Below are 20,660 nucleotides of genomic sequence, written 5' to 3'. Positions count from 1 at the left end.
ATGACCTTTTCTTCATACATTCCTCACGGCTCAAGCGCCGCGCCTTTCGGCGCGCACCGGCGGCCTGCACACGCCACGGCAACGGCGGTAGCGCGCGCCGCGTGCATGCTGGCATGGGCCTTGACCGGTGCCTGCGCGGCCTGGGCCAGCGCCGACATTCCGCCATCCGCTTATGCCTACAAAGCCATCGGCGAACTCGCTGCCGTCCACATCGCGAACGGCATCGCCCACAGCGTGGAAGGCGGCCACGCGGATTGCGCCCGGCTCACGCTCGACGCGCGGCGGGTGGAGTATTTCTGGCAGCACGCCGTGGTGAGCGCCCAGCCCAACTACCGCCAGGGCCTGGACCAGGGCGATTGCCAGGCCGAAGCGCAGGTGCAGCTCAAAAAAGCCCGCAAAGGCCGGCTGTCGCTGGACAACGCGACCGGCTGGGGCGTGCTGCAGATCGGCAAGACCACCCATTACCTGTACTGCGAATCGTGCGAAAGCCTCATGGAGCCGGAGTTCGGCTTTCCTTCCGTCCGTTAGCCTCTCCCCCTGCCCGCCTCAACACCCAGGATTACCGTGCCCCTTGCCCTTTGCCTTCCCGTGCCTCGCGCGCTCGCCCTCTCGCTGGCCAGTTGCCTGATGGCTGGCGCCCTGCCCTCACAGGCTGCGGAACCGTTGCGCGAAGGCGCCTATGCCGACGAGATTGATGGGGACCGCACCTCGTGCGTGACCCGCCAAGCCCTGGAGCGCCTGACGGCCCGTTCCTGGAAGCCCGCCATGCAGCAGCGCGGGCAGGAATGCACGATGGGGGAAACGACGCAGCCCATGCCCGGGCTGGAAACCTGGAAGGCCACCTGCATGCCCGCCGGTGCCAAGGCCGGCGCGGGCGCCGCAGGCACCGCTGATGCCGGCCGCTCCTACGACATCACGGTGCACGGCCGAGATGGCCGGCTGGTGATCGACAGCCGGGTCACGGCCACGGCGACTGGGGACCTGCAGGGCAAGCAGGCTTTCCTGGGCAACTACCGCGGCGCCTGTTCGGCCGATACGCCCGCACTGAACGAATGGCGCTACCTCGACCCTGCGCAGTCATCACAGCCTTCGAAAGCCGCAGCCAGTCCCACAGCGCCCTCGCCATCGTCCGCCCCGGCCGCAGTGCGCAAGGCGGTCGCGCAAGACCTCATCCGCTGCGGCAACGTGATGAACGCGCTGTCGATCACGGTGCCGCAGGCCAAGCAAGCAGGCATGCGCGCCGGCGCCGAAGCCCTCATGGCCGCGGCCGTTTCGGTGTACGACGCCGAGCCCGCCTTCTACACGCAGGCCTTGGAAGCCTCGGCGAAGGACGTGGCAGCGCAGGTGGTGGGCACATCCGCCGAAACCCGGTTCGCCCTGTACCAGTCGTGCAGCGGCTATCTGCAGCCGGACGGCATCGAACAGGCGATCCGCCAACGCAGCGCCGAAGGGCAGAAATAACGCCGGCTGCGGCCAAAACGGCCAAAACGGGCCAGAGTCGCCCAGGCCTGGGCCAGTGTGCCCTCGTCCCTCAGCTCTTCTCTTCGCTTACTTCGCCGCCTCACGCCACACCGGGTCGAGCAGCCGTTCCAGCCGATCATGCGAGGCCTCGACCTGCTTCAGCGCCGCATCGGCAAGCGCCGGCGTCATCACGACGCTCTTGCCATCGACCTCGAACGGCTTGCCGCGCGAGATGGGTACCAGCGAGGCGCGGAACGCCTTGTCCTTGGCCAGCACGGAATCGGGGGACAGGTTGCGTGCCTTGAGCATGACCAGCCGGTCCTTCAGTGCCGACTCGTAGCGCGGGTTCACGACGGGCTTGCGCTGTTTCATGCTGGCCTTGTAGCTCAGCGCCGTCGCGCTTTCGAACTCCAGCGAATTGCGCATCGCTGCGGCCAGTCGGTCCTGCGCGGCCTCGGTGGCCGCCACATCGCTGACGTCCAGGCCCGCCCAGAAATCGCGGTGCACCTGCTCGGTCAGCACCGCATCGGGCTTGAACATCGACATCAGCACCGCCTGCCGCTTGGCGCTCAGTTCGGCCGCCCATGGGGTGGCCACCAGCAGGCAGGAAAGGAGCAGTGCACAGCAGGTGCGAATCCATCGGTGGGGCGAGCGGTTCATGGGCAAGGCTTTCAAGTCGGTTCGTCGGCGGTCAAAAAATGCAAAGCGTGACAGCGTGGCCAAGGCAACCAGGGCGCGGCCACGGCCGTCAGCCCGGCAGTATCGCCCCGAGGGCCGCTCGCCTTCACCACCGGCCGCAATGCCCCGCACCGCGGCTGTTTTAGCATCGTGCCCATGCCCAACGACACGCCGCTGATCCTGGCCGACATCGACTTCACCGCCCCTGCGCACGAGGTGGCGCAACGGCTCATCGGCGTCACGCTGCTGATTGACGGCGTGGGCGGGCGCATCGTGGAAACCGAGGCCTACGACCAGCTCGACCCTGCCTCGCACACCTTCGGCGGCCCCACCCCGCGCAACGCGGCCATGTTCGGCCCGCCCGGCTGCGCGTACGTGTACCGCTCATACGGACTGCACTGGTGCGTCAACACCGTGTGTCGCGAAGCGGGCCATGGCGCCGGCGTGCTGCTGCGGGCCATCGAACCCACCCACGGCCTGGACACCCTGCGCGAGCGCCGCGGCCTGCAAGACGCCCGCCTGCTGTGCGCCGGCCCTGGCCGGCTGGCGCAGGCGCTCGGCATCGATGCCCGGCTCAACGGCGCGCCCCTGCACCTGCCGCCGTTCGCACTGCTGCAGCCGCCCCCCGGCCATCCGGCCCCCGAAGTGATCGCAGGGCCGCGCATCGGCATCTCCAAAGCGGTGGATGTGCCCTGGCGGTTCGGGGAGAAGGGTTCGCGGTTTTTGAGCCGGCCGTTTGCCACGAAACTGCGGGGCCAAGGCTGAGCCAAAAGGTCTTTTTTTAAAGGCCGCTTTTTGTTTTTCGGGATAGGTAGGTAATACAGGCATGGTTTTCAGTCCTGCATTACTACCTATGCCAGGACAGCCCTGCGCTCATCATTAACGCTTTAAAACACAGCGCATTTTTCGCTCAGGCAAGATGGCTCGCCTTCAAACGGGCGGCGCCTTTATCTGCGAATTAATCAATCTGTGAAGTTGTCTTGTTCGCAGGAATGAAGCCTCATCGCCAGCCACTGCCACGGCATTCAAAACACATCGGTTCGTTCATCGAGGGAGAAGAATTTGCTCACCATAGAAGCACAAGGAATGGTCGTTCACGCACGCGTCGTACCAAGGCGTTACTCGCAAATCGAGCGGCAGCCGTTGACGGAGATCCACGGAATCATTGTTCACCAGACGGGGGCCGCAACCGCCGACAGCGCTTTCAACAGCTACGGCAACGCAAACGCCAACGGCGCGCATTTCCTCATCGACAAAAACGGCACGATCTATCAAACGGCCTCAGTCAAGAAACGAACCAACCATGTGGGCCCACTGCTCGCACGGTGTCTCGTTGAACTCAAATGCCAACCCGCAGAGTTCCGGCAATCCAGGCAATTTCCTCAGACCAGCGTTCCGGACAGAATGCACAAAATCGAGATGCAAAAGTCTGTCCCGGTGCGGTACCCGTCCAACATCGACAGCCTGGGGATAGAAATCGTGGGGCGGCCCATGCTGCCTCCCGGCAAGAATCCGCCCGCCAATGCGACACCTCGGCAACGCGAAATTTTCTTCAACCAGAACGCCGTTTACGAGCCTGTGAACAACGCTCAGAACGCTTCTCTTCAATGGTTGGTCGACGAGTTGGCCATGTCGCTGTCCATTCCCAAAAATGAGGTGTTCCGCCACCCCGACGTGAGCCGTAAAAACCCGACTGAAGCGAGTACCGCGGCATGGCAATGAAATCGCTTCTTCGCTGCATCACGCTGCTGTGCATGCCATGGGCAGCGGCTGCGACGCTGGCCCATGCCGCATCGGAAGTAAACACTGCCGCAGCCCCAGCACCGGCCAGCGCGGCATCGGCCGCGTCAGCCGCTGCCCCCGAACTGTCTGCCGCTGAACTGCAAGAGGACCGGCGCCGCATGGAGGCACGCGCCTACGCCATCGGCAAGGTGCGCCGCATCACGTTTTCCAGCCCCAAATTCTTCGATGCGGAAGGAAAGCCGTGCGCTACGGCGCCTGCGCCGGCACGCATCACCGAGCGATACGTGCGCAGCTTCTTGCGGCAAGCGTTCCCGATCTCGCAAGTGGCGGTGATGAACTATTACGGCTCTTTCGGGGAATGCATCAGCGACACCGTGGACGTTCAGTTCACGGACGGGCGGCAGGTGCGCCTTTCTTTCACGGCAGACAGCGGCGTGGGCTATTTGTCGCCGGTGCGCAAGGACACGGGCAAGGAAGAAGAAGACGTTTACTTCTACCACTGCGAGGCCTGCAAACGGTGATGCTGAAGGGCGGCGGCGGTACATTGTCCACCGCGCACCCCGGGCGATTCAAGGTGCGGGCGCTTATGCCGCAGTGTTTGGTGAACGCCCATCGCGCAACGCCCGCAAACGGCCGTGCGCCTCGCCATCGGGCTCCACCGGCAACTGGTGCTTGGCCTGCAGGTAGTGGTGGGTGAACACGTCCAGATAGGCCTCCAACGTTTGCGCCGCGTGCGATTCGCCGGCCAGATCGAGGCAGATGGCCGCCACCTCGGACGTGCAGAAATGGTCGTCGCGCTGCGAGCGGCGCAGCCGGTAGCGCGAGAGCTGATCGGGGTGCAGGCTCAGCACCGGCAGGCCGTCCAGATACGGGCTTTTGCGGAACATCTTGCGCGCCTCGGTCCACGTGGCGTCCAGCAACACGAAGAGCGGGCGCCGGCCTGACAGCGGCGAGGCGGCGCCGGCAAGCCCCGTCTCCTCCACCTGCGTCACCACCCGCGAAGCCTGCGCAAACTCGCCAGGAAAGACCACATACGGCTGCCATTGCGGATCGCGCAGCAGTGCCAGCAGCGCCGGGTCCACCACCGTGCGCGCCCAGCCGAAGGCGAACGTGTCGGGCACCACATCGGCAATGAGCCAGCCCGTGTTGCTGGGCTTGAGCGGCTCGATGTCGGCCATCAGCAGGCATATGCCAGCCTGCGTGTTCACCTGCGGGCGCACGGCGCAGAGGCAATGGCTGGGCACCAGGCGGCAACCGGGGCAACGCTCGCCGCGCGGGCCGCCACGGGCGAGGAAGGGTTTGGAGCTGCGCGCCAGGCGCTCGGTGCGCAGGCGCGAAACGGCGTGGGGGCTGGACGCGCTGCCGGACGACGGGCCCGAAAGATCGGTCAAGCGAGCTCTTCCAGCAGCGAAGCGACGGTGGTGATCAGTGCAGGCAACGAGTCTTGTGCAACGGTCCAGACCGTTTTCACACGGATGGTGGCGTAGCCGTGGATCAGCTGGTTGCGAAACGCCACGATCTGCGCCAGATCCGGCACACGCGCGGCCAGTGCGGCATCGGCCTTGGCCAACTGCCCGAGCGCTTCGCCGATGATCTCGAACTTGCGCTCCACGGCCGCCTGAGCCATCTCATTCGCAGCGTAAGCCTCGGCATCCATGCCTTGAAGAAATTTCTGGATGGCCTCTGCTGCCGCCTGCACGTCCCACAGAAAGGCGCGCGGGTCACGCGGCAACATACACGGGCTCCCGATGGCGGTTGATGCTGGCCAGCACGTAGGGATTGCGCACCGCGTCCGGCTCGATCAGGTCCACCGGGCGGCCGAGCAATTGCTCCAGCGCGGCTTTGGTGCCGAAAAACGAATGCAGCCCGACGGGCGCGTTGTCAGCGAACTCGACCAGAAAATCCACATCGCTGGTGCCGGGATCGAAGTCTTCCGCCCGTGCGGCGGAGCCGAACACCTCCAGCCGGCGCACGCCGAAGCGTTGGCAAATGGTCGCGATGCGCGGCAGGTGTTGGGCGATGGCGGAGTGCATGCGAAGGGATTCTAGGGCGCACCCATTGCACACTCTGCGCCGCAGCCGGCCCGTGCGCGCGGGCACGCTTCTGCGAGCATTCCCATCACCCGCCCACATGCTCCAACTCGAACAGCGGCACCTCCGCCTTGCGACTCAGCCACAGGCCGCCGCCCAGTTCCAGCGCGCCCTCCTGCAGCCCACGCCGGTACAGCGTGGCGGAGTGCCGAAAAATGCGCGCGTCCGTCAGGTCTTCATCGATGATGTCGCGCTCGTAATCTTCGCGGGACACTGCCTCGACATACAGCGCGCCGCGGCTCAGCTGGCCCAGGTTGCGCAGGGCGGCTTTCAAATCGGGCGGGCTGAGGTAGGGCAGCACGCCCTGGCAGATGACCAGGTCGAACGGCTCGCCGCTGGCCTGGTAATCCACCACCGAGCCCTGCTGCCACCCGTAGCGCTCGCACAGGTAGGGGCTGAACTCCACGCCCTGATAGCTGGCCGCCGGAAAGTGCTGCGCGACGATGTCCTTCCACAGCCCGATGCCGCAACCCACGTCCAGCACGCGCTGCACCGGCACGCGCAGGTACTTGAGGTAGCTGCACACGAAGGTGCCCAGGCGTTCCATGTGCTGGGGGTCCACCACGCTGGTCTTCTTGTCGAAGTAAAAGCGCTGGTAATAGGCTTCGTCGAAGGTGGTTGCGCTGGCTGATTTCAATGCGGCGGTCCTTGCTGGGCGGTGAATGGAAAAGATGAGGGAAGGGAGAAGCGGAGACGAAAACAGTGGCCGCGAGTATCCCGTATAGGCGCAGCGCAGCCGCATCGGCGACCGGCGCGCGAAAAAGTTGGCGACACAATGGCCCGGCATGAGCGCGCCTAATTTCTCTGCACCGTCCTCCGCACCTTCTTCCGCACCATTCCCCGCACCCTCTTGCGCCCGCCCTGCGATCCCCGAGCCCGCCGACCACTGGATCGCCACCGCGCAAGGCCGCCTGTTCGCGCGGCGCTGGAGCGCGCCGCCACCGCCACCGCCCGCCGCCTTTGAAGGCACGCCCCCAGCGCAGCCACTGCCGCCCATCGTGCTCTTTCACGACTCGCTGGGCTGCGTGGAGCTGTGGCGCGACTTTCCCGCCGCGCTGTGCCACGCCACCGGCCGCGACGTGATCGCGTACGACCGGCTGGGATTCGGCCGCTCCGACGTGCGCACGGGCCCGCTGCCCCTCGATTTCGTGGAGGACGAAGCGCGCCACAGCCTGCCCGCCCTGCGCGCGCACTTCGGCGTGGAGCGCTGCGTGGTGCTGGGGCACAGCGTGGGCGGCGGCATGGCGGCGCACTGCGCGGCCGCGCACCACCGCCCGCAGAGCAGCGATGCAGCCAGCGGTGTAGACGCCGATGGCACGGCCCTCATCACCATCGCCGCCCAGGCCTGCGTGGAAGAACGCACGCTGCAAGGCATTCGCGAGGCGCGCGACCAGTTCCAGTGCGACGGCGCGATGGAGCGCCTGGCCCGCTACCACGGCAGCGACAAGGCGCCGTGGGTGCTGAGCGCGTGGGTGGACACCTGGTTGCACCCGGACTTTGCCGGCTGGTCGCTGGCCGACGCCCTGGCCCGCGTCACCTGCCCCGTGCTCGCCCTGCACGGCGACCGCGACGAATACGGCTCCACCGAGCAGCCCGAGCGCATCGCCCGCTGGGCGGCGGGCCCGGCACAGGTGCAGATCCTGCAAGGCGCCGGACATGTGCCGCACCGCGAACAGCCCGCCGCCCTGGCGGCACGCATCGCGCAGTTTTTGGCCGCCCTGCCGGGCGAGCGTGCGGACAACGCGCAAAAATCTTAATCAAAACAGGCTCCAGCGCTGATTCAGCAAGCGCTGGCAGCTATCAAAACAGAAGCGATCGATCTCACCCCATCAACCGCTGAACCCCTTAAGCCTGCTTGGGCGGCCGGTGCAGCGCGCAGAGCTTGTTGCCGTCCGGGTCGCGCAGGTACGCCAAATACAGCGCGCCGCTCGGGCCTTCGCGAAAGCCCGGTGGGTCTTCGCAGGTGGTGCCGCCGTTGGCCACACCGGCGTCGTGAAACGCCTGCGCCTGCTCCGGCGACTGCACGGTGAACCCGATGGTGCTGCCGTTGCCATGGCAGGCCGGCTCGCCGTTGATGGGCGTGGAGATCGCGAACGTGCCCGTGGGGCTGCGGTAGAAGTAGCGGTTCTTGTGGCCCGCCCCGGGGGCGATGCCCAGCGTGCCCAGCAACGCGTCGTAGAACCGCTTGGACACTTCCAGATCGCTCACACCCAACATCACATGACTGAACATGGCTTGACTCCGTGGCGCCCGTTGCCGGGCTGTAAAAAAGGGAACGGAAGATCGTACCGGCTGGGCGACCGCGGCACGGCCGTGCGACAGGCCAGTGCGCCACCTTGGCGACACCCCGGCGCGTGGCCAGAATGCCGGGGCAAGGACACAGCCCTCTAGCACGATCCAAGCCAAAATGGCCTCCAGCGCAATCAATACGCCGGCACATTGCTATCAATAACAGAGCAAATTGTTTTCAAGCGCCAAAGCGCAGTGCTATGCCCGAAGCCCTTCGCCGCGCACCGACAGACCTTCACCCTTGATTCACTCATTCACTCGTTCACCTACCAGCCGCCCGCCGCCATGTCACCTGACCACTTCACCCCCGTCCCCCTCGAAAAAGCCTACCGCCTGCTCAACCACGGCCCGACCGTGCTCGTCTCGGCCCACCACGCGGGCACCGACAACGTGATGGCCGCCGCCTGGGCCTGCGCGCTGGACTTCAGCCCGCCCAAGGTCACCGTGGTGATCGATAAGGCGACGCGCACACGCGAGCTGGTCGAAGCCAGCGGCCAGTTCGCGCTGCAATTGCCCACGCAGGCGATGGCCGCGCTCACCGTGGGCGTGGGCACCGACAGCGCCAAGGCACGGGCGGACAAGCTGCAGCACTACGGCGTGGACCTGTTCCACGCCCCCGGCCAAGGCGCCACGCCCCTGGTGCACGGCTGCGCCGCCTGGCTGATGTGCCGCGTGGTGCCCGAGCCGCACAACCAGCAGGCGTACGACCTGTTCATTGCCGAGGTGGTCGCCGCCTGGGCCGACGACCGGGTGTTTCGCGACGGGCATTGGCACTTCGACGAAGCGCCGGAGGGAATGCGCACGCTGCATTACGTGGCGGGTGGGCAGTTTTATGCGACGGGGGCGTCGGTGCGGGTTTGAGCGCGGGGGAAGGCGCAGATGTACTGCTGGAGCTTGCGGTGAATACAGTCCTTATTCACCGCACATTTTGCGGCGAATAAGGGCAATAATCACCGCATGTGGTCAGACAAAGCCCCCCGCCGCCGTACCTATCTCTGGCAACGCCCTGAATGGCCTCAGTGGCGATTCGACGCAGCCGCCTTGGCCGCGCCGTTGGCGGAAGTGCACCGCGCCCAGGGACATCTGGCTGGTCGCATGGCCGGCCTGGGGATGGCCCAGCGCGACCAGGCCACCCTGCAGGCGCTGACGCAAGAAGTGGTGACCACCAGCGCCATCGAGGGGGAGGCGCTCGACCAGGACGCCGTGCGCTCGTCCATTGCCCGCCGGCTGGGGGTGGACATCGGGGCGCTGGCGCCCTCGGACCGCCATGTGGACGGCGTGGTGGACATGGTGCTGGACGCCACCCAGCACTTCGACCAACCGTTGACGTCCGACCGCTTGTTCGGCTGGCATGCCGCGCTGTTTCCTACCGGCTACAGCGGCCGGGTACGCATACAGGTGGGCTCGTGGCGAAACGACAGCGCCGGACCCATGCAGGTGGTCTCCGGTCCCGTAGGCCGCGAAACCGTCCACTACGAAGCGCCGCCTGCCCCCACGTTGCCGATGGAAACAGCCGCCTTCCTGCAATGGTTCGACGCGGCGCCCACGGGCGACGCCCTGCTCCACGCGGGCTTGGCACACCTTTGGTTGGTGACGCTTCACCCTTTCGACGACGGCAACGGCCGCATCAGTCGTGCCGTGGGTGACATGGGCTTGGCCCGGGCCGAGGGAAGCGCGCAGCGCTTTTACAGCCTGAGCGCCCAAATCCAGCGCGAGCGCAAGGCGTATTACGGCCAGTTGGAAACCACCCAGCGGGGGCCGCTCGACGTCACGCCCTGGCTGGCATGGTTTCTCGGCTGCCTGCTGCGTGCCGTACAAGGGGCCGACGCACTGCTGGGAAGCGTGTTGGTCAAAGCCCAGTTCTGGCAGCGCTGGGCAGGGACCCCGATGAATGCACGACAGACGCTGGTGCTGAACCGGGTGCTGGATGGCATGGAGGGGAAGTTGACGAATGCCAAATGGACTGCCATGGCCAAGTGCTCATCGGATACGGCGCTGCGGGATATCAGTGATCTGGTCGTTAGAGGGGTTCTGACGCGAGTGGAGGGTGGGGGGAGAAATACCGCTTATGTGCTGGTTTCTGGCAATTAATCGGATTCGAGAGCAATAACCGTCGAGCAATCAATAAAAAATCACGCCCCGCATAGCGGATTCAGGCAATGCTGGACAGTCGTTGCATTTAGTCAGGATTTTTTTACGCATGAGCGTAACGCACAGCGTTATTTACCCTCATTCCAATGAAGATATTTTTCCAACTCCCCATTGGGCGACCATATCTCGACGAGCCCACCCAACCTCAGTCGATATTCCTTGCCGGAGATGGTGGTTTTGTAATAGCAGGGAAACCAGTCGTAATCATGAACCTCATAGCTCCAGAGCCCCTTGGCTCCATTTAACTTGCTGTTGAACTCAGCCACCGACATCTGGAACTCACTGCAAAACTGCCTTGAAATTTCATCCTGCTTCTGGTTTTCTATCACCTTTTCAATGCTTACGGCGTCGAACGACCGGTTGTAAACAGTCGCATAAACCGCCGTGAAAATCACAAGCACGACCCCAAGAGCCAATGCAACCCTAATTATTTTCTTATTAAAATTCAATTAGCGATGCCTCCGTGGGCTCTTTATAAGACACGTTAGGATGCTTATAAACCTGCAATCTCTTCAGACTCAGATGAGTCAACAACATATCCACGAGCCACGTGGTCGCATTGTTTTGCGCAGCAGTTGGCGCCTCATACACTCCATTTTTAGAGGCTCCACATACCTCGATTCCGATTGAATCCATATTACTTGGATAGCGGAGTTGCGGCGGTTTTTGCATCTCCAATTTGTGGATAGCCATCCTCTTTTCGTCTCGATCTCCAGACCCAGCCATAATACTTTTCACAGCCTTATCGTAGTCCGGAGAACAACTATGGGTTGTAGAGCACATCGACCTAATCATTCCCACATGATGACATACACGATCTATCCTCGCCGTTTGATAGATCATGCCACCAGGGGCGATCAAGAAATGCGCACCGACATCTCTCCAATAATAAGCAAGCAAAGTAGGAAATGCACTTCTACTATTGGTTTGATGGAGGATAATTCCATTCACCTGCAACATCTCACCCTGCTCCAAGTTTGGATAGCGATAATTTAATATCCGAGAGCCGTATATCATACCCTCCACAATTTTCATTATTTACAGCCTCTTAGAAAAATTTCGATTTTCCGTCAAAATTATTTTTTCCCACATAACACAACGGAGCTTAGCATTCACAGACCCAGCAACATCGAAAATCTGGACCTTTAAAATAAGCAAGCTTAAAGCCAGTTCAGTCAATTGAATTTGAAGGCAACCTCAAATTACTTGACCTCGCTTCACTTTCTGCTTAATAAATTTTTTGCAGAAGTGCAAGAACCTCATTCGCCGCCCTAATTTTGACTGCAATTTCCCGACCATCTACAAATTTCAGATGATACTTAAACATTAACAATCAATGAATATTAAAGCAGAGCTTTCGCCTCGATTATTCCATATCTGAAATATGCATTCTTTCTCCAAGATATGCAACGCCCCACAGGGTTATAAACACTAACTGAAATATAAATAGCAGGTATGCAAAAAATACAAAAAATTTTGCCCACACCCAAAAATCTCTAGAAATTAGCCCCTTCACCAACTCCGCCGTGCCTTGCACAAAGATACCAGATACGGTCAACAAAAAACTGAGCACTGTCAAATAGGCAAACATGCTACACAGAAAAAGGCGTTTAGTAATTGGTTCATTTTTTAGAGTGCCGCCATTAAAATATATATGCATAGTGGGCGCTTCTCCCGGCATCACTCTATTTAGGCTTCTGGCTCCAAAAGTTGCAATTGCCGCGAGCGCTGCCATATAAAACCCCGGCAAACCTTGAACAAAAGGGGTAAATTTATTTAACATACCCGTCTCGCCAAAGAAATTAACATTTTTAAATGCCAAAACAAAAACTATCGCGACAACAAAAGAAAATCCAATCGGCGCAACCCATATGACATTCCTAAAAATGCCTGAGCTATGCTTAATAGTAAGGAAGGAAAAGGGTCTAAAAAATGCGCGATAGTTTTTCATGGCGGCTTATTTCATAGTGCAGCTAGAGCATCCATAATCTCCTGACTCAGTTTGCTCTGTGTTTCCGGATGATCGCTAACCAAGTGAATTCGATCACTTCGAGTGAACGCTTTTTCTAGCTCCGAAGCATTAACTGTTTTCACCTTTTTCTCTTTGCGCCGAAAATCAGCACCTAATTTCCCCTCTTTTTTCCTGGATTCATAGGTTTCTTCTGACTCGTCTTCTTCATAAGTTATTCTCAATTGAGAAACGTCAAGTTTATGAGTACTATTTTTGATCGCAGCCAAGACTTCCCGAATTCCGGCAATAGTAACAGGAATATCACCCTCAATAGTGAAAGTCCTTTTAGAGATATGAATATCAGTCCCATCAAAGCTAAAGTCACTTGGATCAACCAAATCAAGTTGGACTACGCTTTGCTTATCTAAGATATCTTGCAAGAGTTCACTCGGCTCAGCACCGATGCTGAATTTATAATCCACATAATATTCTCTTTTTTGCCCCCTTGCATCTTCTGAATTTGTAGGCCAATTGCGCTTTCTGTGGTTTTTTAGCTTGGGGACATTTTTATTCTTATCGAATATATTTTGCAAAATGCTTTTTGCTTTATGCGCACTAATTCCGGCGCCAGTAGTGATCTTCACCCGGGCTAAATTGGAACTTCCTCGCGGTTCAACCATAATATGAGCAGATTGCTCCCTTGATTCGTCATCATCTTTTTCCGGTCTTCTCCGACTCCCAGTGCTAGTTTTATAGAAACCTATTTCTGGCAGATCAGGATTTACCTTGTTAAGCAACATGAAAAGATTGCCATTAACATAACCAAAATCCACCAACTCTACCGCTGATGCCTTTGCACCAAACAACTCCTCTTTTTTTAGAAAATGTTGCAGCATGGCTAAAACGGATGCGAAATCCGCCTGAGTCGGTTCGATTTTTACATTGTCTGCAGGCAAAGTATTCACGCCCATTTCATAAAAATGAACACTTCTAGTTTTCTTCTTCAAGCTAAACCCCCTTAAATTCTAAAAAATAAATCATATCCGTTGCTCTAGTCGTACTCACATAAGTAAGCCTAGCTTCAAGCTCTTCCTCGCCATTGAAACTTCGGGTGCTGCCGGAACTTGTTACCACCGCCACCACCGCCCACTCCAACCCCTTACTCGCATGCATGGTCATCACCTTGATCGTGTCCTCCTCCGGCCGGTAATCCCCCGACCTCTTGCGCATCCGATGCGGCAGCCGCTTGCGCACCAACGCCGCCGAGCACTCTTCCATCTCGCTGTAATGCCGGCACAGCACCGCCATGTCCCCCCACGCATGTCCCTGCGCGTGCTGATCCGCCAGCAACTCCGCCACCCGTGCCGCGCGCTCGGGCAACGTGGGCAGGTCGATCACGATCGGCTCCGGCCCCTCTCGCCCGCAACTCATGGGTTGCAGCAGTGGAATACCGTCCTCCCCACCCACGGCGTCTTCGGGCTGTAGCAGGCCGCCGGCCATGCGGTGGGCCAGTTGCAGGATCTGCCGCGTGTTGCGGTAGTTGATCTTCAGGATGGTGGTGCGGCCCTGGGCCTGGATGCCGACGCTTTTCAGGCTGAAGCTCTTCTTGTCGGCCCGGTCATAGATGCTTTGCGCGTCGTCGTAGAGCAGCAGCAGGCTGTTGGTGGCCGGGTCCACCATTTGCGTGACGAGCTTGAGCCATTCGGGCGCGAAGTCGTGGCCTTCGTCGATGAGGATGGCGTGGTACTGCCCGGCCGGAATGTGGCCCGCGTCCACGCCGTTGATGACGCGCTGCACGTACTCGGCCATGAGTTTGTCCACGGGCCAGCGCTGCGTGCCTTCGGGCAGCTGGTGATAGGCGACCAGCTGGTCGCGGCACCACTTGTGGAAGTGGCGCACATGCACGCGCTCTTCCAGCCCCTTGGCCTTGAAGGTAGCAGCCAGCTTCACGCCCAGCGGCTCGTTGTAGCAAAGGATGAGGATGGGCTTGGCGCCAGCCGTTTGCGTCTGCGCCAGGTGCTCGGCGCGGTAGCCGAGGATCATGGTTTTGCCCGACCCGGCCACGCCGTGAATCACGCGGTGGCCGTCGCCCAGGCTGCGGGCAAGCTGCTCCTGCTGCAGGTCCATGACCCGCATGATGTCGGGCAGGCGGGCGTCTTCGTCGTCGTCACCATTCGCCCCGCCGTCGGCGCCCGCGCCGAACAGGCTTTGCTGCTGGGGCACGCGCACTTCGGGAAAGAGAATCCAGCGCACGCGGTCGAGTTGCGGCAGGGTGATGGCGCTTTTGCGGCCGAAGGTGTGCGGATACATGGCCCACAGGCGCTGCTGGAAGGCTTCGGCATCCACGTCCTCGAACATCTCGTCCTTGCAGATGACCAGATGCGGCGGAATGGCCTCGCCCAGGCCGGCGCCTTCGAATTGCTTGCGAGTGATGTTGGTGAACACCACGCCGTGGCCCCACGGAAAGGCAAGCTTGCCGCGATAAGGGCCCTCGCCCTCGACCAGTTGCGGATCGCATTCCAGCGCGTTCACGACCTGGATGGCGCAGTGCCGGGCCTGCTGCAGCGGGCTCATGACGACCTTGAGCTGGCCTTCGGGCGCAATCTCGAAGCGTTCGCGCGTGGCGTTGCGGATGGTGTCGAGCCGCCAATCCTTCACTTCGAGGATGAGCGCTCCACGTCGAGGGTGCAGCACCACAAAGTCGGGGCGCGTCTGCTTGGGGCCGATGGGCACGTCCCACCACAGGAGGTAGTCGTCCTCCAGCTTCTGCTCCAGGCGCTCGGCCAGGCGGCGTTCGCCCGACGTCATGCGGCCAGCGCAGGCGCCTAGCGCCGGTATCACGGTTGCCATGCCATCCCCTTCCCCTCCCAGATGTATCTATCTGTTGCAGCTTATAGCGGGGTTGGCTGATTTCTACCTGACGGAAACCCAGGTGTGGCCGTCGGGTAATGCGGTCAGGGCATGTGCTGGACTTCAAGCAAAAATGGCCTCCAGCACATATTCCTCTAGGGGATACAGCTATTAAAACAATAGCGAACTAGAGGATTGCTGGCTGAGAAGAGATTTGCCGCAGACAACGCTGAAGGCGTCGTCTTGCATGGGCAGGTGGGCCGCGCCGCTGAGGGCGCAGGCTGGTGCGGATGGCGCCGCACTCGCTGGGCCTTTCAAGGCCCGATGAAAAACAATGTCAGCAGTGCCGGGCAACCCAGCCACCCGGCATGGTGCCGGGGGCACTGGCGGAGAGCCGGAATGGCGGCCCGCTGCGACTCTCCCGCTGACTTGACTGGCTTACTTGTTCACGAACGCATTGCGCGCCGCAACCGCCAGGTCGGGATAGTTGGCGAACATGCCGTCCATGCCCATGTCGAGGTAGCTGCGGAACTCGGTGGCGGCCGTGGTGGCGTTCGCCTGGGCGAAGGTCCAGCCGTGCACCTTGAGGCCGGCGGCGTGGGCCTGGTCGATGTAGTCCTTGGTGATGGGATACGCCGCGGTGTTGATGACCACGCCGATGCCTTCGGTGAAGCCGGCCACTTCCTTGAAGGTGAGCTGCGTGACGGTGCTGCCGGAGATCACGCCCATGCGCGGCGTGCCGTCGGCGGCCTTGGCGGCGACGCCCAGCAGGATGAGCGGCATCTTGTTGTTCTGCGCGGTCTGCTTGGTGCGCAGGCTGCGCAGCGTGGCGTCGCTGAACGACTGGATGTAGACCTTGCTTTCGGCGTTGTAGCCGTTGTCTTTCAGGGTTTTGAGGATGCCGTCTTCCATGACCGGATCGGCCTGCTTGGCTTCGGGGTACAGGCCCACTTCGCGGCCCAGGGCGGTGGATTGCTTCTTGGCGAAGTCCACCACTTCCTGGAAGGTCGGCACCTGGAAGGTGGTGGTGCTGGGCGTGAAGCCGGGGTAGCTGGTCTTGCCGGTGCCGGTGGGCACCACGGTCAGGCTGCGGATTTCGGCCAGGGTGAAGTCGGCCACCTTGTAGCCGCCGTTGCGCTGGGCGAACAGCGTGGCCACGTTGGTGGTGCGGTTGAGCGTGTCGTCGTGGATGGCAACGAGGGCGCCGTCCTTGGTGATCTGCAGGTCGGGCTCGATGTAGTCGGCGCCCATGCGGATGGCCAGTTCATAGCCGGCCAGGGTGTGCTCGGGCAGGTAGCCGCTGGCGCCGCGGTGGGCGATGACCTGGGGCTGGGCGGGCGGGGCGTCGTCGTTGCCGCCGCAGGCCGTGAGGGACAGGGCAGACAGGCACAGGGCGGAGGCCAGCAGGGAGAGTCGTTTCATGGGAGCGTCTTCTTTCTTGTGTCGACAACAACGTCGAGGGAGCGAAGGCCGCACTCTAGAAGTGGCACATGGCAAACCCGTGGCAAGTGCGTGACAGGCGGGCGACATGGGGCCGCCCGGGGCGGGCGCCCGGCACCCAAACAAGCCGCAGCGCCTTGCCCCGCGCGGGTTACCCGCGCTGCGGAATCTCCAGTCCGCGCGCCACGGCGGGCCGGGCCACGAAGGCGTCGAGCACGCGCTGCACCTGCGGGAAGTCGTCAAACCCCACCAGGTCGCGGGCTTCATAGAAGCCGATGAGGTTGCGCACCCAGGGGAACACGGCGATGTCGGCAATCGAATAGTCGTCGCCCATGATCCACGCGCGACCCGTCAGGCGCTGCTCCAGCACGCCCAGCAGGCGCTTGGATTCGGCCACGTAGCGGTCGCGCGGGCGCTTGTCCTCATAGTCCTTGCCCGCGAACTTGTGGAAGAACCCGAGCTGGCCGAGCATGGGCCCCAGGCCGCCCATCTGCCACATGACCCACTGCAGAGTTTCATAGCGCGCGGCGGGGTCTTGCGGCAGGAAGCGGCCGGTCTTCTCAGCCAGGTAGAACAGGATGGCGCCCGACTCGAACAGCGCCAGCGGGCGGCCGCCTGGGCCGTCGGGGTCGAGGATGGCGGGGATCTTGTTGTTGGGGTTGAGCGAAAGAAACTCGGGCGAGAGCTGGTCGTTGGTGTCGAAGCGCACCAGGTGCGGCTCGTACGGCAGGCCGAGTTCTTCCAGCAGGATCGAGACCTTCACGCCGTTGGGGGTGGGCAGCGAATACAACTGCAGGCGCTCGGGGTGGCGGGCGGGCCACTTGGCGGCGATGGGGTGGGTGATGGCGGGGGCGGCGTTGTGCGCAGGGCTTGGCGTGGGCGTGGGCGTGGTCATGGTCTCTGGGCCGCAGGGCGGGCGGCCGGGGGAGCGAAAGGGGTTTTGATTAAAACCCCGGGGCACTGCGGGGTGCAGCCCGGCGTTCAGTAACCCCTGCGCGATTCAGCCCATCCGCCAGCGCCCGTTTGCGCGGCGGCGTCTGCGGCTAAGGGCGCGGCGTGCGGCCCGGTGTATGCGCCGTGTTTGCGTGTGCGTGCGCAGTCCGTGCGCCGTCAGCCCTTGACCAGGCCGCTGTCCACGATCAGGTTCTGCCCGGTCACCGCGCGCGACCAGGGCGAGAGGAAGAACAGCACCGCGTCGGCGAACTCGGCCGGTGTGGTCACGCGGCGCAGCGGGGTCATGCCGGCGATCAGGTCGAACACCGCTTCGGGCGTGGCGCGGCTGGCGTCGGTGGTGCGCAGCAGGCCGCCGGACACCATGTTCACGGTGATGCCGTGCGGCCCCAGGTCGTTGGCGGCGGTGCGGGTGAGCGACAGTAGCGCGGCCTTGGCGGCGGTGTAGTCGTGGTACGGCACCACGGGGTTCTGGAACAGGTTGGTGCCCACGTTCACGATGCGGCCGAAGCCCTGCGCGCGCATGGCGGGCAGTGCGGCCTGCAGCGTGTTCAGCGCGCCCTTCACGGCGCCGTCGATCTGCTGCTGAAAGCGCTCCCACGCGATGTCGCCGATCTGCGGGCGCGCATCGCCGTCGAAGCGGAACTGCGCCAGCGCGTTGTTCACCACCGCGCTGATGGGCTGGCCGGTGCGCTCGTGCGCCTGGGCGAACAGGCGCTGCACGGCGGCGGCATCGGTCACGTCGGCCTGCAGGGCGATGGCGCGCGGGCCCAACTCTTGCGCCAGGGCCTGCGCGGCGGTGTCGCTGGTGAGGTAGTTGATGACCACGCCGGCGCCTTCGCGCGCCAGCGCACGGGTGATGGATTCGCCCAGGCCCCGGGCGCCGCCGGTGACCAGGACCCATTGTTCGGACAGTTGCATGGTGATGTCGCTCGCTGCAGGATGGATGGGTGGATGGAGAAAAAAAGGAGAGGAAAGCGACGAGGGATGGGCGCGGTGAAAGCCGCTCCGTCAGGCCGACGGGGCATATCCCAGCTGCCCGGGAAACACGCCCGGCCGCGTGCGGTGGCACAGCAGGGTGAGCTGCTGGCGCGCCCGCGTCATGCCGACGTAGAGCGTGTTCTTTTCTTGCGCGTAGGGCGCCTGGGGCACGGGGAACACGCCCTGCTCCAGGAACGGGATCACCACGTGGTCGAACTCCAGGCCCTTCACGTCTTCGATGTTGGCGAGCACCAGGCTGGCGGTGCTGCGCAGCTCGCGCTGGCGCTGCTCGGCGCGGTTCAGGTGCAGAAAGTAGTCGCGCGCGCTGGCAAAGCCCTCGGCCGCGCTGCACAGGCCGGCCAGGTTGGCGAGCGCGTCGTCGCGCCGCTGGCGCGAGACGAAGACTTCGCGGATCACCGCATCGATCTGCAAGGCCTCCAGCAGGCGCGGCAGGGTGCCCTGGCCGCCGGCCTCGCCGGCCACCTGCAGCGCGTTGCGCAGGCGCCGCTGCATGGCGGGCTCGACGTTGGCGACGATCTGGTGGGTGAAGAAGTTCTGCAGAAACAGCGGGTTGTCGGTCACGCTGCGGATGGCGTCGTCCAGCAGGGCCTGCTGCGATTCGTGTTCGCGCCCGGCCACGACGATGCGCGCGCCGCAGAAGAACACCAGCGCCCGCATGAGCTTTTCTCGGGTGCGGGGCTCGGCCACGCTGTCGAAGTTGTCGGTGGCCACGGCCAGCAGGCCGCGCACCAGCAGCACCTCGGGCCGCAGCAGGTAGCTGTCGAAGCCGCTCACGGTGTAGGGCACGTTGTCTGCCAGCAGCCGGTTTTCGATGCCCACCGATTGGTTGGAATGGCGCAGCAGCACGGCGAAGCCGGCCATCTTGGCGCGCGGCCGGGCGCGCCACTGCGCGGCGGCCTGCGCGACCTGCTCCACGCAGTCGGCGGCATCGCCGTACGAGAGCAGTTCCACCGCGGTGTCGTGCCCGGCGAGCGAGTCGTAGGGCTTGGCGGCCAGCCGGCCGGCCTTGGCCGCGAGCTTCTTGCCGAAGCGGTGGCTGGGCGTGAGGCGCAGCCGCGCCACGGGCCGGCCGGTGTGCGCGGTGATGGCATCGCCCATGAAGGCAGCGTCGGCCCCGTGCGCGCCGTAGATGACCTGGTCGCGGTCTCCCACGCCGCAGAAGGTGCACTGCGTGGTGTCCAGCAACTCGCGCAGCACGCGGAAGGCGGCCTCGTTCATGTCGTGCATTTCATCGACCAGCACGGCCTGCGCGCCGCGCGGCCAGCGCGGCAGGCTGGCGGCGGTGTCGCCACCGTGCAGGCGCCGCGCCAGGTCGTAGGTGGCATCGAAGGGGCCGCGGAACAGCGGCTCGTCGGCCAGCTCGCGCCGGCGGATGCGTTCGTAGGCCAGAAACACCTTGAGCTGCGTGTACCCCACGCCGATGCTGCCGGCATGGTCGGGCGACGCCGGGCTGCCATCGCGCTCCAGGTCGTCCTTCATGGTGCCCTTGAGCCACACGCTGGTGGCCAGAAACTCTTCGACGAAGCCGGCGTCGCCCAGCGTGGGCAGCAGTAACTCGTCGCGCCAGCGTTCGTGCTCGTTGTCTTCCACGCGCTGCACGGCCTGCCAGACGAAGGGGCGCAGCTCTTCCAGGTGGCGGTGGTGCGGCACGGCGGCTTCGTACTGGTCGGCCAGCATTTCGGCGCAGAAGGCGTCGAACGTGGCGATGCGAAAGCGCTGCGCCACGGGCGCAGGCACGCCGATCTTACGCAGCGCGGCCTGCAGCGCCTGGCAGGCGGTGGCCGTGTGCATGAGGGCCAGGCAGCGCCCGGGCGCCACGCCCCGCGCCCAGGCCTCGGCCATGCGCAGGGCGAGCGTGGTGGTCTTGGCCGCGCCGGCGTTGGCCTCGATGACGAGCGTGCGCGCGGCGGACTGCTGAATCGCCTGCTGCTCGGCCGTGGGCACGATCTGCTTGGCCTGGAACAGGGGAACGGGGGTGGTCGCCAAGGATTTCTTTTCAGGCGGGGCCCGCGCCGGGCCCCGTGCAGGGGGCCTGGGGCGCAGAGCGCAAGCGG

23 protein-coding genes are annotated in these 20,660 nt (G+C 63.1%); 8 read left to right on the top strand and 15 right to left on the bottom strand.

Annotated features, from left to right (window positions below; translation table 11 throughout):
* Both BLT03_RS24810 and BLT03_RS09495 read left to right on the top strand, forming a co-directional pair.
* On the top strand, positions 1–528 hold the full coding sequence (locus tag BLT03_RS24810; protein ID WP_245711303.1) for a hypothetical protein: 528 nt from the start codon (positions 1–3) through the stop codon (positions 526–528).
* A 36-nt stretch (positions 529–564) separates the two neighbouring features.
* Entirely contained in the window at positions 565–1,461 is an 897-nt protein-coding gene (locus BLT03_RS09495; protein WP_139160359.1) for a hypothetical protein, read from the top strand.
* Positions 1,462–1,548: 87 nt separating this feature from the next.
* Here the strand turns inward: BLT03_RS09495 and BLT03_RS09490 are convergent, their stop codons facing one another.
* Entirely contained in the window at positions 1,549–2,121 is a 573-nt protein-coding gene (locus BLT03_RS09490; RefSeq protein WP_092742739.1) for a hypothetical protein, read from the bottom strand.
* Between the two features lie 174 nt (positions 2,122–2,295).
* Here BLT03_RS09490 and BLT03_RS09485 point away from each other — a divergent pair, with 174 nt between their 5' ends.
* The 3 genes from BLT03_RS09485 to BLT03_RS09475 all read left to right on the top strand — a co-directional run bounded on the left by BLT03_RS09485 (position 2,296) and on the right by BLT03_RS09475 (position 4,403).
* Positions 2,296–2,904, top strand: coding sequence for a DNA-3-methyladenine glycosylase (locus BLT03_RS09485; RefSeq protein ID WP_092742736.1), 609 nt, complete (start codon positions 2,296–2,298; stop codon positions 2,902–2,904).
* A 297-nt stretch (positions 2,905–3,201) separates the two neighbouring features.
* Complete coding sequence (locus BLT03_RS09480) at positions 3,202–3,861, top strand: peptidoglycan recognition protein family protein (RefSeq protein WP_245711302.1); 660 nt, start codon at positions 3,202–3,204, stop codon at positions 3,859–3,861.
* Complete coding sequence (locus BLT03_RS09475; protein WP_092742730.1) at positions 3,858–4,403, top strand: hypothetical protein; 546 nt, start codon at positions 3,858–3,860, stop codon at positions 4,401–4,403. The genes BLT03_RS09480 and BLT03_RS09475 overlap by 4 nt, the downstream gene beginning before the upstream one ends.
* A gap of 63 nt (positions 4,404–4,466) precedes the next feature.
* Here BLT03_RS09475 and BLT03_RS09470 read toward each other — a convergent pair whose 3' ends face one another.
* From BLT03_RS09470 to BLT03_RS09455, 4 genes are all read right to left on the bottom strand, one after another.
* The gene (locus BLT03_RS09470; RefSeq protein ID WP_092742727.1) at positions 4,467–5,273 is read right to left on the bottom strand and encodes a tRNA-uridine aminocarboxypropyltransferase; all 807 of its coding nucleotides are present in this window, start codon (positions 5,271–5,273) and stop codon (positions 4,467–4,469) included.
* Positions 5,270–5,617: a HepT-like ribonuclease domain-containing protein gene (locus BLT03_RS09465; protein WP_245711301.1), complete on the bottom strand. Its 348-nt coding sequence runs from the start codon at positions 5,615–5,617 to the stop codon at positions 5,270–5,272. The genes BLT03_RS09470 and BLT03_RS09465 overlap by 4 nt, the downstream gene beginning before the upstream one ends.
* Positions 5,604–5,915 carry a nucleotidyltransferase family protein gene (locus BLT03_RS09460; protein ID WP_092742724.1) on the bottom strand — a complete coding sequence of 104 codons (312 nt, stop codon included), beginning with the start codon at positions 5,913–5,915 and terminating at the stop codon, positions 5,604–5,606. The genes BLT03_RS09465 and BLT03_RS09460 overlap by 14 nt, the downstream gene beginning before the upstream one ends.
* Positions 5,916–6,000: 85 nt before the next feature.
* Positions 6,001–6,609 (bottom strand): methyltransferase domain-containing protein, encoded by a 609-nt coding sequence (locus BLT03_RS09455; protein ID WP_092742721.1) that lies wholly within the window; start codon positions 6,607–6,609, stop codon positions 6,001–6,003.
* Between the two features lie 148 nt (positions 6,610–6,757).
* Between BLT03_RS09455 and BLT03_RS09450 the strand changes: the two genes are divergently transcribed.
* Positions 6,758–7,729, top strand: coding sequence for an alpha/beta fold hydrolase (locus BLT03_RS09450; protein ID WP_092742718.1), 972 nt, complete (start codon positions 6,758–6,760; stop codon positions 7,727–7,729).
* Positions 7,730–7,817: 88 nt separating this feature from the next.
* On the opposite strand, the gene BLT03_RS09445 is transcribed toward BLT03_RS09450, so the two are convergent.
* Entirely contained in the window at positions 7,818–8,204 is a 387-nt protein-coding gene (locus BLT03_RS09445; protein ID WP_092742715.1) for a VOC family protein, read from the bottom strand.
* Between the two features lie 342 nt (positions 8,205–8,546).
* On the opposite strand from BLT03_RS09445, the gene BLT03_RS09440 reads away from it, so the two are divergent.
* Positions 8,547–9,122, top strand: coding sequence for a flavin reductase family protein (locus tag BLT03_RS09440; protein WP_092742712.1), 576 nt, complete (start codon positions 8,547–8,549; stop codon positions 9,120–9,122).
* Between the two features lie 96 nt (positions 9,123–9,218).
* Positions 9,219–10,352, top strand: a complete 1,134-nt coding sequence (locus tag BLT03_RS09435) for a Fic family protein (RefSeq protein ID WP_092742709.1) — start codon at positions 9,219–9,221, stop codon at positions 10,350–10,352.
* Positions 10,353–10,480: 128 nt separating this feature from the next.
* Here BLT03_RS09435 and BLT03_RS09430 read toward each other — a convergent pair whose 3' ends face one another.
* From BLT03_RS09430 to BLT03_RS09395, 9 genes are all read right to left on the bottom strand, one after another.
* Positions 10,481–10,861, bottom strand: coding sequence for a PACE efflux transporter (locus BLT03_RS09430; RefSeq protein WP_139160358.1), 381 nt, complete (start codon positions 10,859–10,861; stop codon positions 10,481–10,483).
* On the bottom strand, positions 10,851–11,372 hold the full coding sequence (locus BLT03_RS25080) for a peptidoglycan recognition protein family protein (protein WP_353615275.1): 522 nt from the start codon (positions 11,370–11,372) through the stop codon (positions 10,851–10,853). The genes BLT03_RS09430 and BLT03_RS25080 overlap by 11 nt, the downstream gene beginning before the upstream one ends.
* 406 nt (positions 11,373–11,778) lie before the next feature.
* On the bottom strand, positions 11,779–12,363 hold the full coding sequence (locus tag BLT03_RS23860; RefSeq protein ID WP_139160357.1) for a hypothetical protein: 585 nt from the start codon (positions 12,361–12,363) through the stop codon (positions 11,779–11,781).
* A gap of 11 nt (positions 12,364–12,374) precedes the next feature.
* Positions 12,375–13,370, bottom strand: coding sequence for a hypothetical protein (locus BLT03_RS23855; RefSeq protein WP_139160356.1), 996 nt, complete (start codon positions 13,368–13,370; stop codon positions 12,375–12,377).
* A 1-nt stretch (position 13,371) separates the two neighbouring features.
* Positions 13,372–15,213 carry a DEAD/DEAH box helicase gene (locus BLT03_RS09415; RefSeq protein WP_175537711.1) on the bottom strand — a complete coding sequence of 614 codons (1,842 nt, stop codon included), beginning with the start codon at positions 15,211–15,213 and terminating at the stop codon, positions 13,372–13,374.
* Positions 15,214–15,651: 438 nt separating this feature from the next.
* Positions 15,652–16,635, bottom strand: coding sequence for a glycerophosphodiester phosphodiesterase family protein (locus tag BLT03_RS09410; RefSeq protein ID WP_175537710.1), 984 nt, complete (start codon positions 16,633–16,635; stop codon positions 15,652–15,654).
* Positions 16,636–16,804: 169 nt separating this feature from the next.
* Positions 16,805–17,548: a glutathione S-transferase N-terminal domain-containing protein gene (locus BLT03_RS09405; protein WP_092742692.1), complete on the bottom strand. Its 744-nt coding sequence runs from the start codon at positions 17,546–17,548 to the stop codon at positions 16,805–16,807.
* A gap of 215 nt (positions 17,549–17,763) precedes the next feature.
* Complete coding sequence (locus BLT03_RS09400; protein WP_092742689.1) at positions 17,764–18,525, bottom strand: 3-oxoacyl-ACP reductase; 762 nt, start codon at positions 18,523–18,525, stop codon at positions 17,764–17,766.
* Between the two features lie 90 nt (positions 18,526–18,615).
* Entirely contained in the window at positions 18,616–20,592 is a 1,977-nt protein-coding gene (locus BLT03_RS09395) for a UvrD-helicase domain-containing protein (RefSeq protein ID WP_092742688.1), read from the bottom strand.
* Positions 20,593–20,660 lie beyond the last annotated feature (68 nt).

The sequence above is a fragment of the Paracidovorax valerianellae genome, from assembly GCF_900102625.1.
GTDB classification, from domain to species: Bacteria; Pseudomonadota; Gammaproteobacteria; order Burkholderiales; family Burkholderiaceae_C; genus Paracidovorax; species Paracidovorax valerianellae.
Note: the sequence above shows the minus strand (reverse complement) of the source record. Positions and strands in the feature narration are given on the sequence as shown.

Bases quoted from the DNA above. Each gene is read 5' to 3' on its own strand.
- BLT03_RS24810 (WP_245711303.1), top strand. From the start codon at position 1: ATGACCTTTTCTTCATACATTCCTCACGGCTCAAGCGCCGCGCCTTTC.
- BLT03_RS09490 (WP_092742739.1), bottom strand. From the start codon at position 2,121: ATGAACCGCTCGCCCCACCGATGGATTCGCACCTGCTGTGCACTGCTC.
- BLT03_RS09485 (WP_092742736.1), top strand. From the start codon at position 2,296: ATGCCCAACGACACGCCGCTGATCCTGGCCGACATCGACTTCACCGCC.
- BLT03_RS09475 (WP_092742730.1), top strand. From the start codon at position 3,858: ATGAAATCGCTTCTTCGCTGCATCACGCTGCTGTGCATGCCATGGGCA.
- BLT03_RS09465 (WP_245711301.1), bottom strand. From the start codon at position 5,617: ATGTTGCCGCGTGACCCGCGCGCCTTTCTGTGGGACGTGCAGGCGGCA.
- BLT03_RS09460 (WP_092742724.1), bottom strand. From the start codon at position 5,915: ATGCACTCCGCCATCGCCCAACACCTGCCGCGCATCGCGACCATTTGC.
- BLT03_RS09450 (WP_092742718.1), top strand. From the start codon at position 6,758: ATGAGCGCGCCTAATTTCTCTGCACCGTCCTCCGCACCTTCTTCCGCA.
- BLT03_RS09445 (WP_092742715.1), bottom strand. From the start codon at position 8,204: ATGTTCAGTCATGTGATGTTGGGTGTGAGCGATCTGGAAGTGTCCAAG.
- BLT03_RS09440 (WP_092742712.1), top strand. From the start codon at position 8,547: ATGTCACCTGACCACTTCACCCCCGTCCCCCTCGAAAAAGCCTACCGC.
- BLT03_RS09435 (WP_092742709.1), top strand. From the start codon at position 9,219: ATGTGGTCAGACAAAGCCCCCCGCCGCCGTACCTATCTCTGGCAACGC.
- BLT03_RS25080 (WP_353615275.1), bottom strand. From the start codon at position 11,372: ATGTTGCAGGTGAATGGAATTATCCTCCATCAAACCAATAGTAGAAGT.
- BLT03_RS23860 (WP_139160357.1), bottom strand. From the start codon at position 12,363: ATGAAAAACTATCGCGCATTTTTTAGACCCTTTTCCTTCCTTACTATT.
- BLT03_RS09415 (WP_175537711.1), bottom strand. From the start codon at position 15,213: ATGGCAACCGTGATACCGGCGCTAGGCGCCTGCGCTGGCCGCATGACG.
- BLT03_RS09410 (WP_175537710.1), bottom strand. From the start codon at position 16,635: ATGAAACGACTCTCCCTGCTGGCCTCCGCCCTGTGCCTGTCTGCCCTG.
- BLT03_RS09405 (WP_092742692.1), bottom strand. From the start codon at position 17,548: ATGACCACGCCCACGCCCACGCCAAGCCCTGCGCACAACGCCGCCCCC.
- BLT03_RS09400 (WP_092742689.1), bottom strand. From the start codon at position 18,525: ATGCAACTGTCCGAACAATGGGTCCTGGTCACCGGCGGCGCCCGGGGC.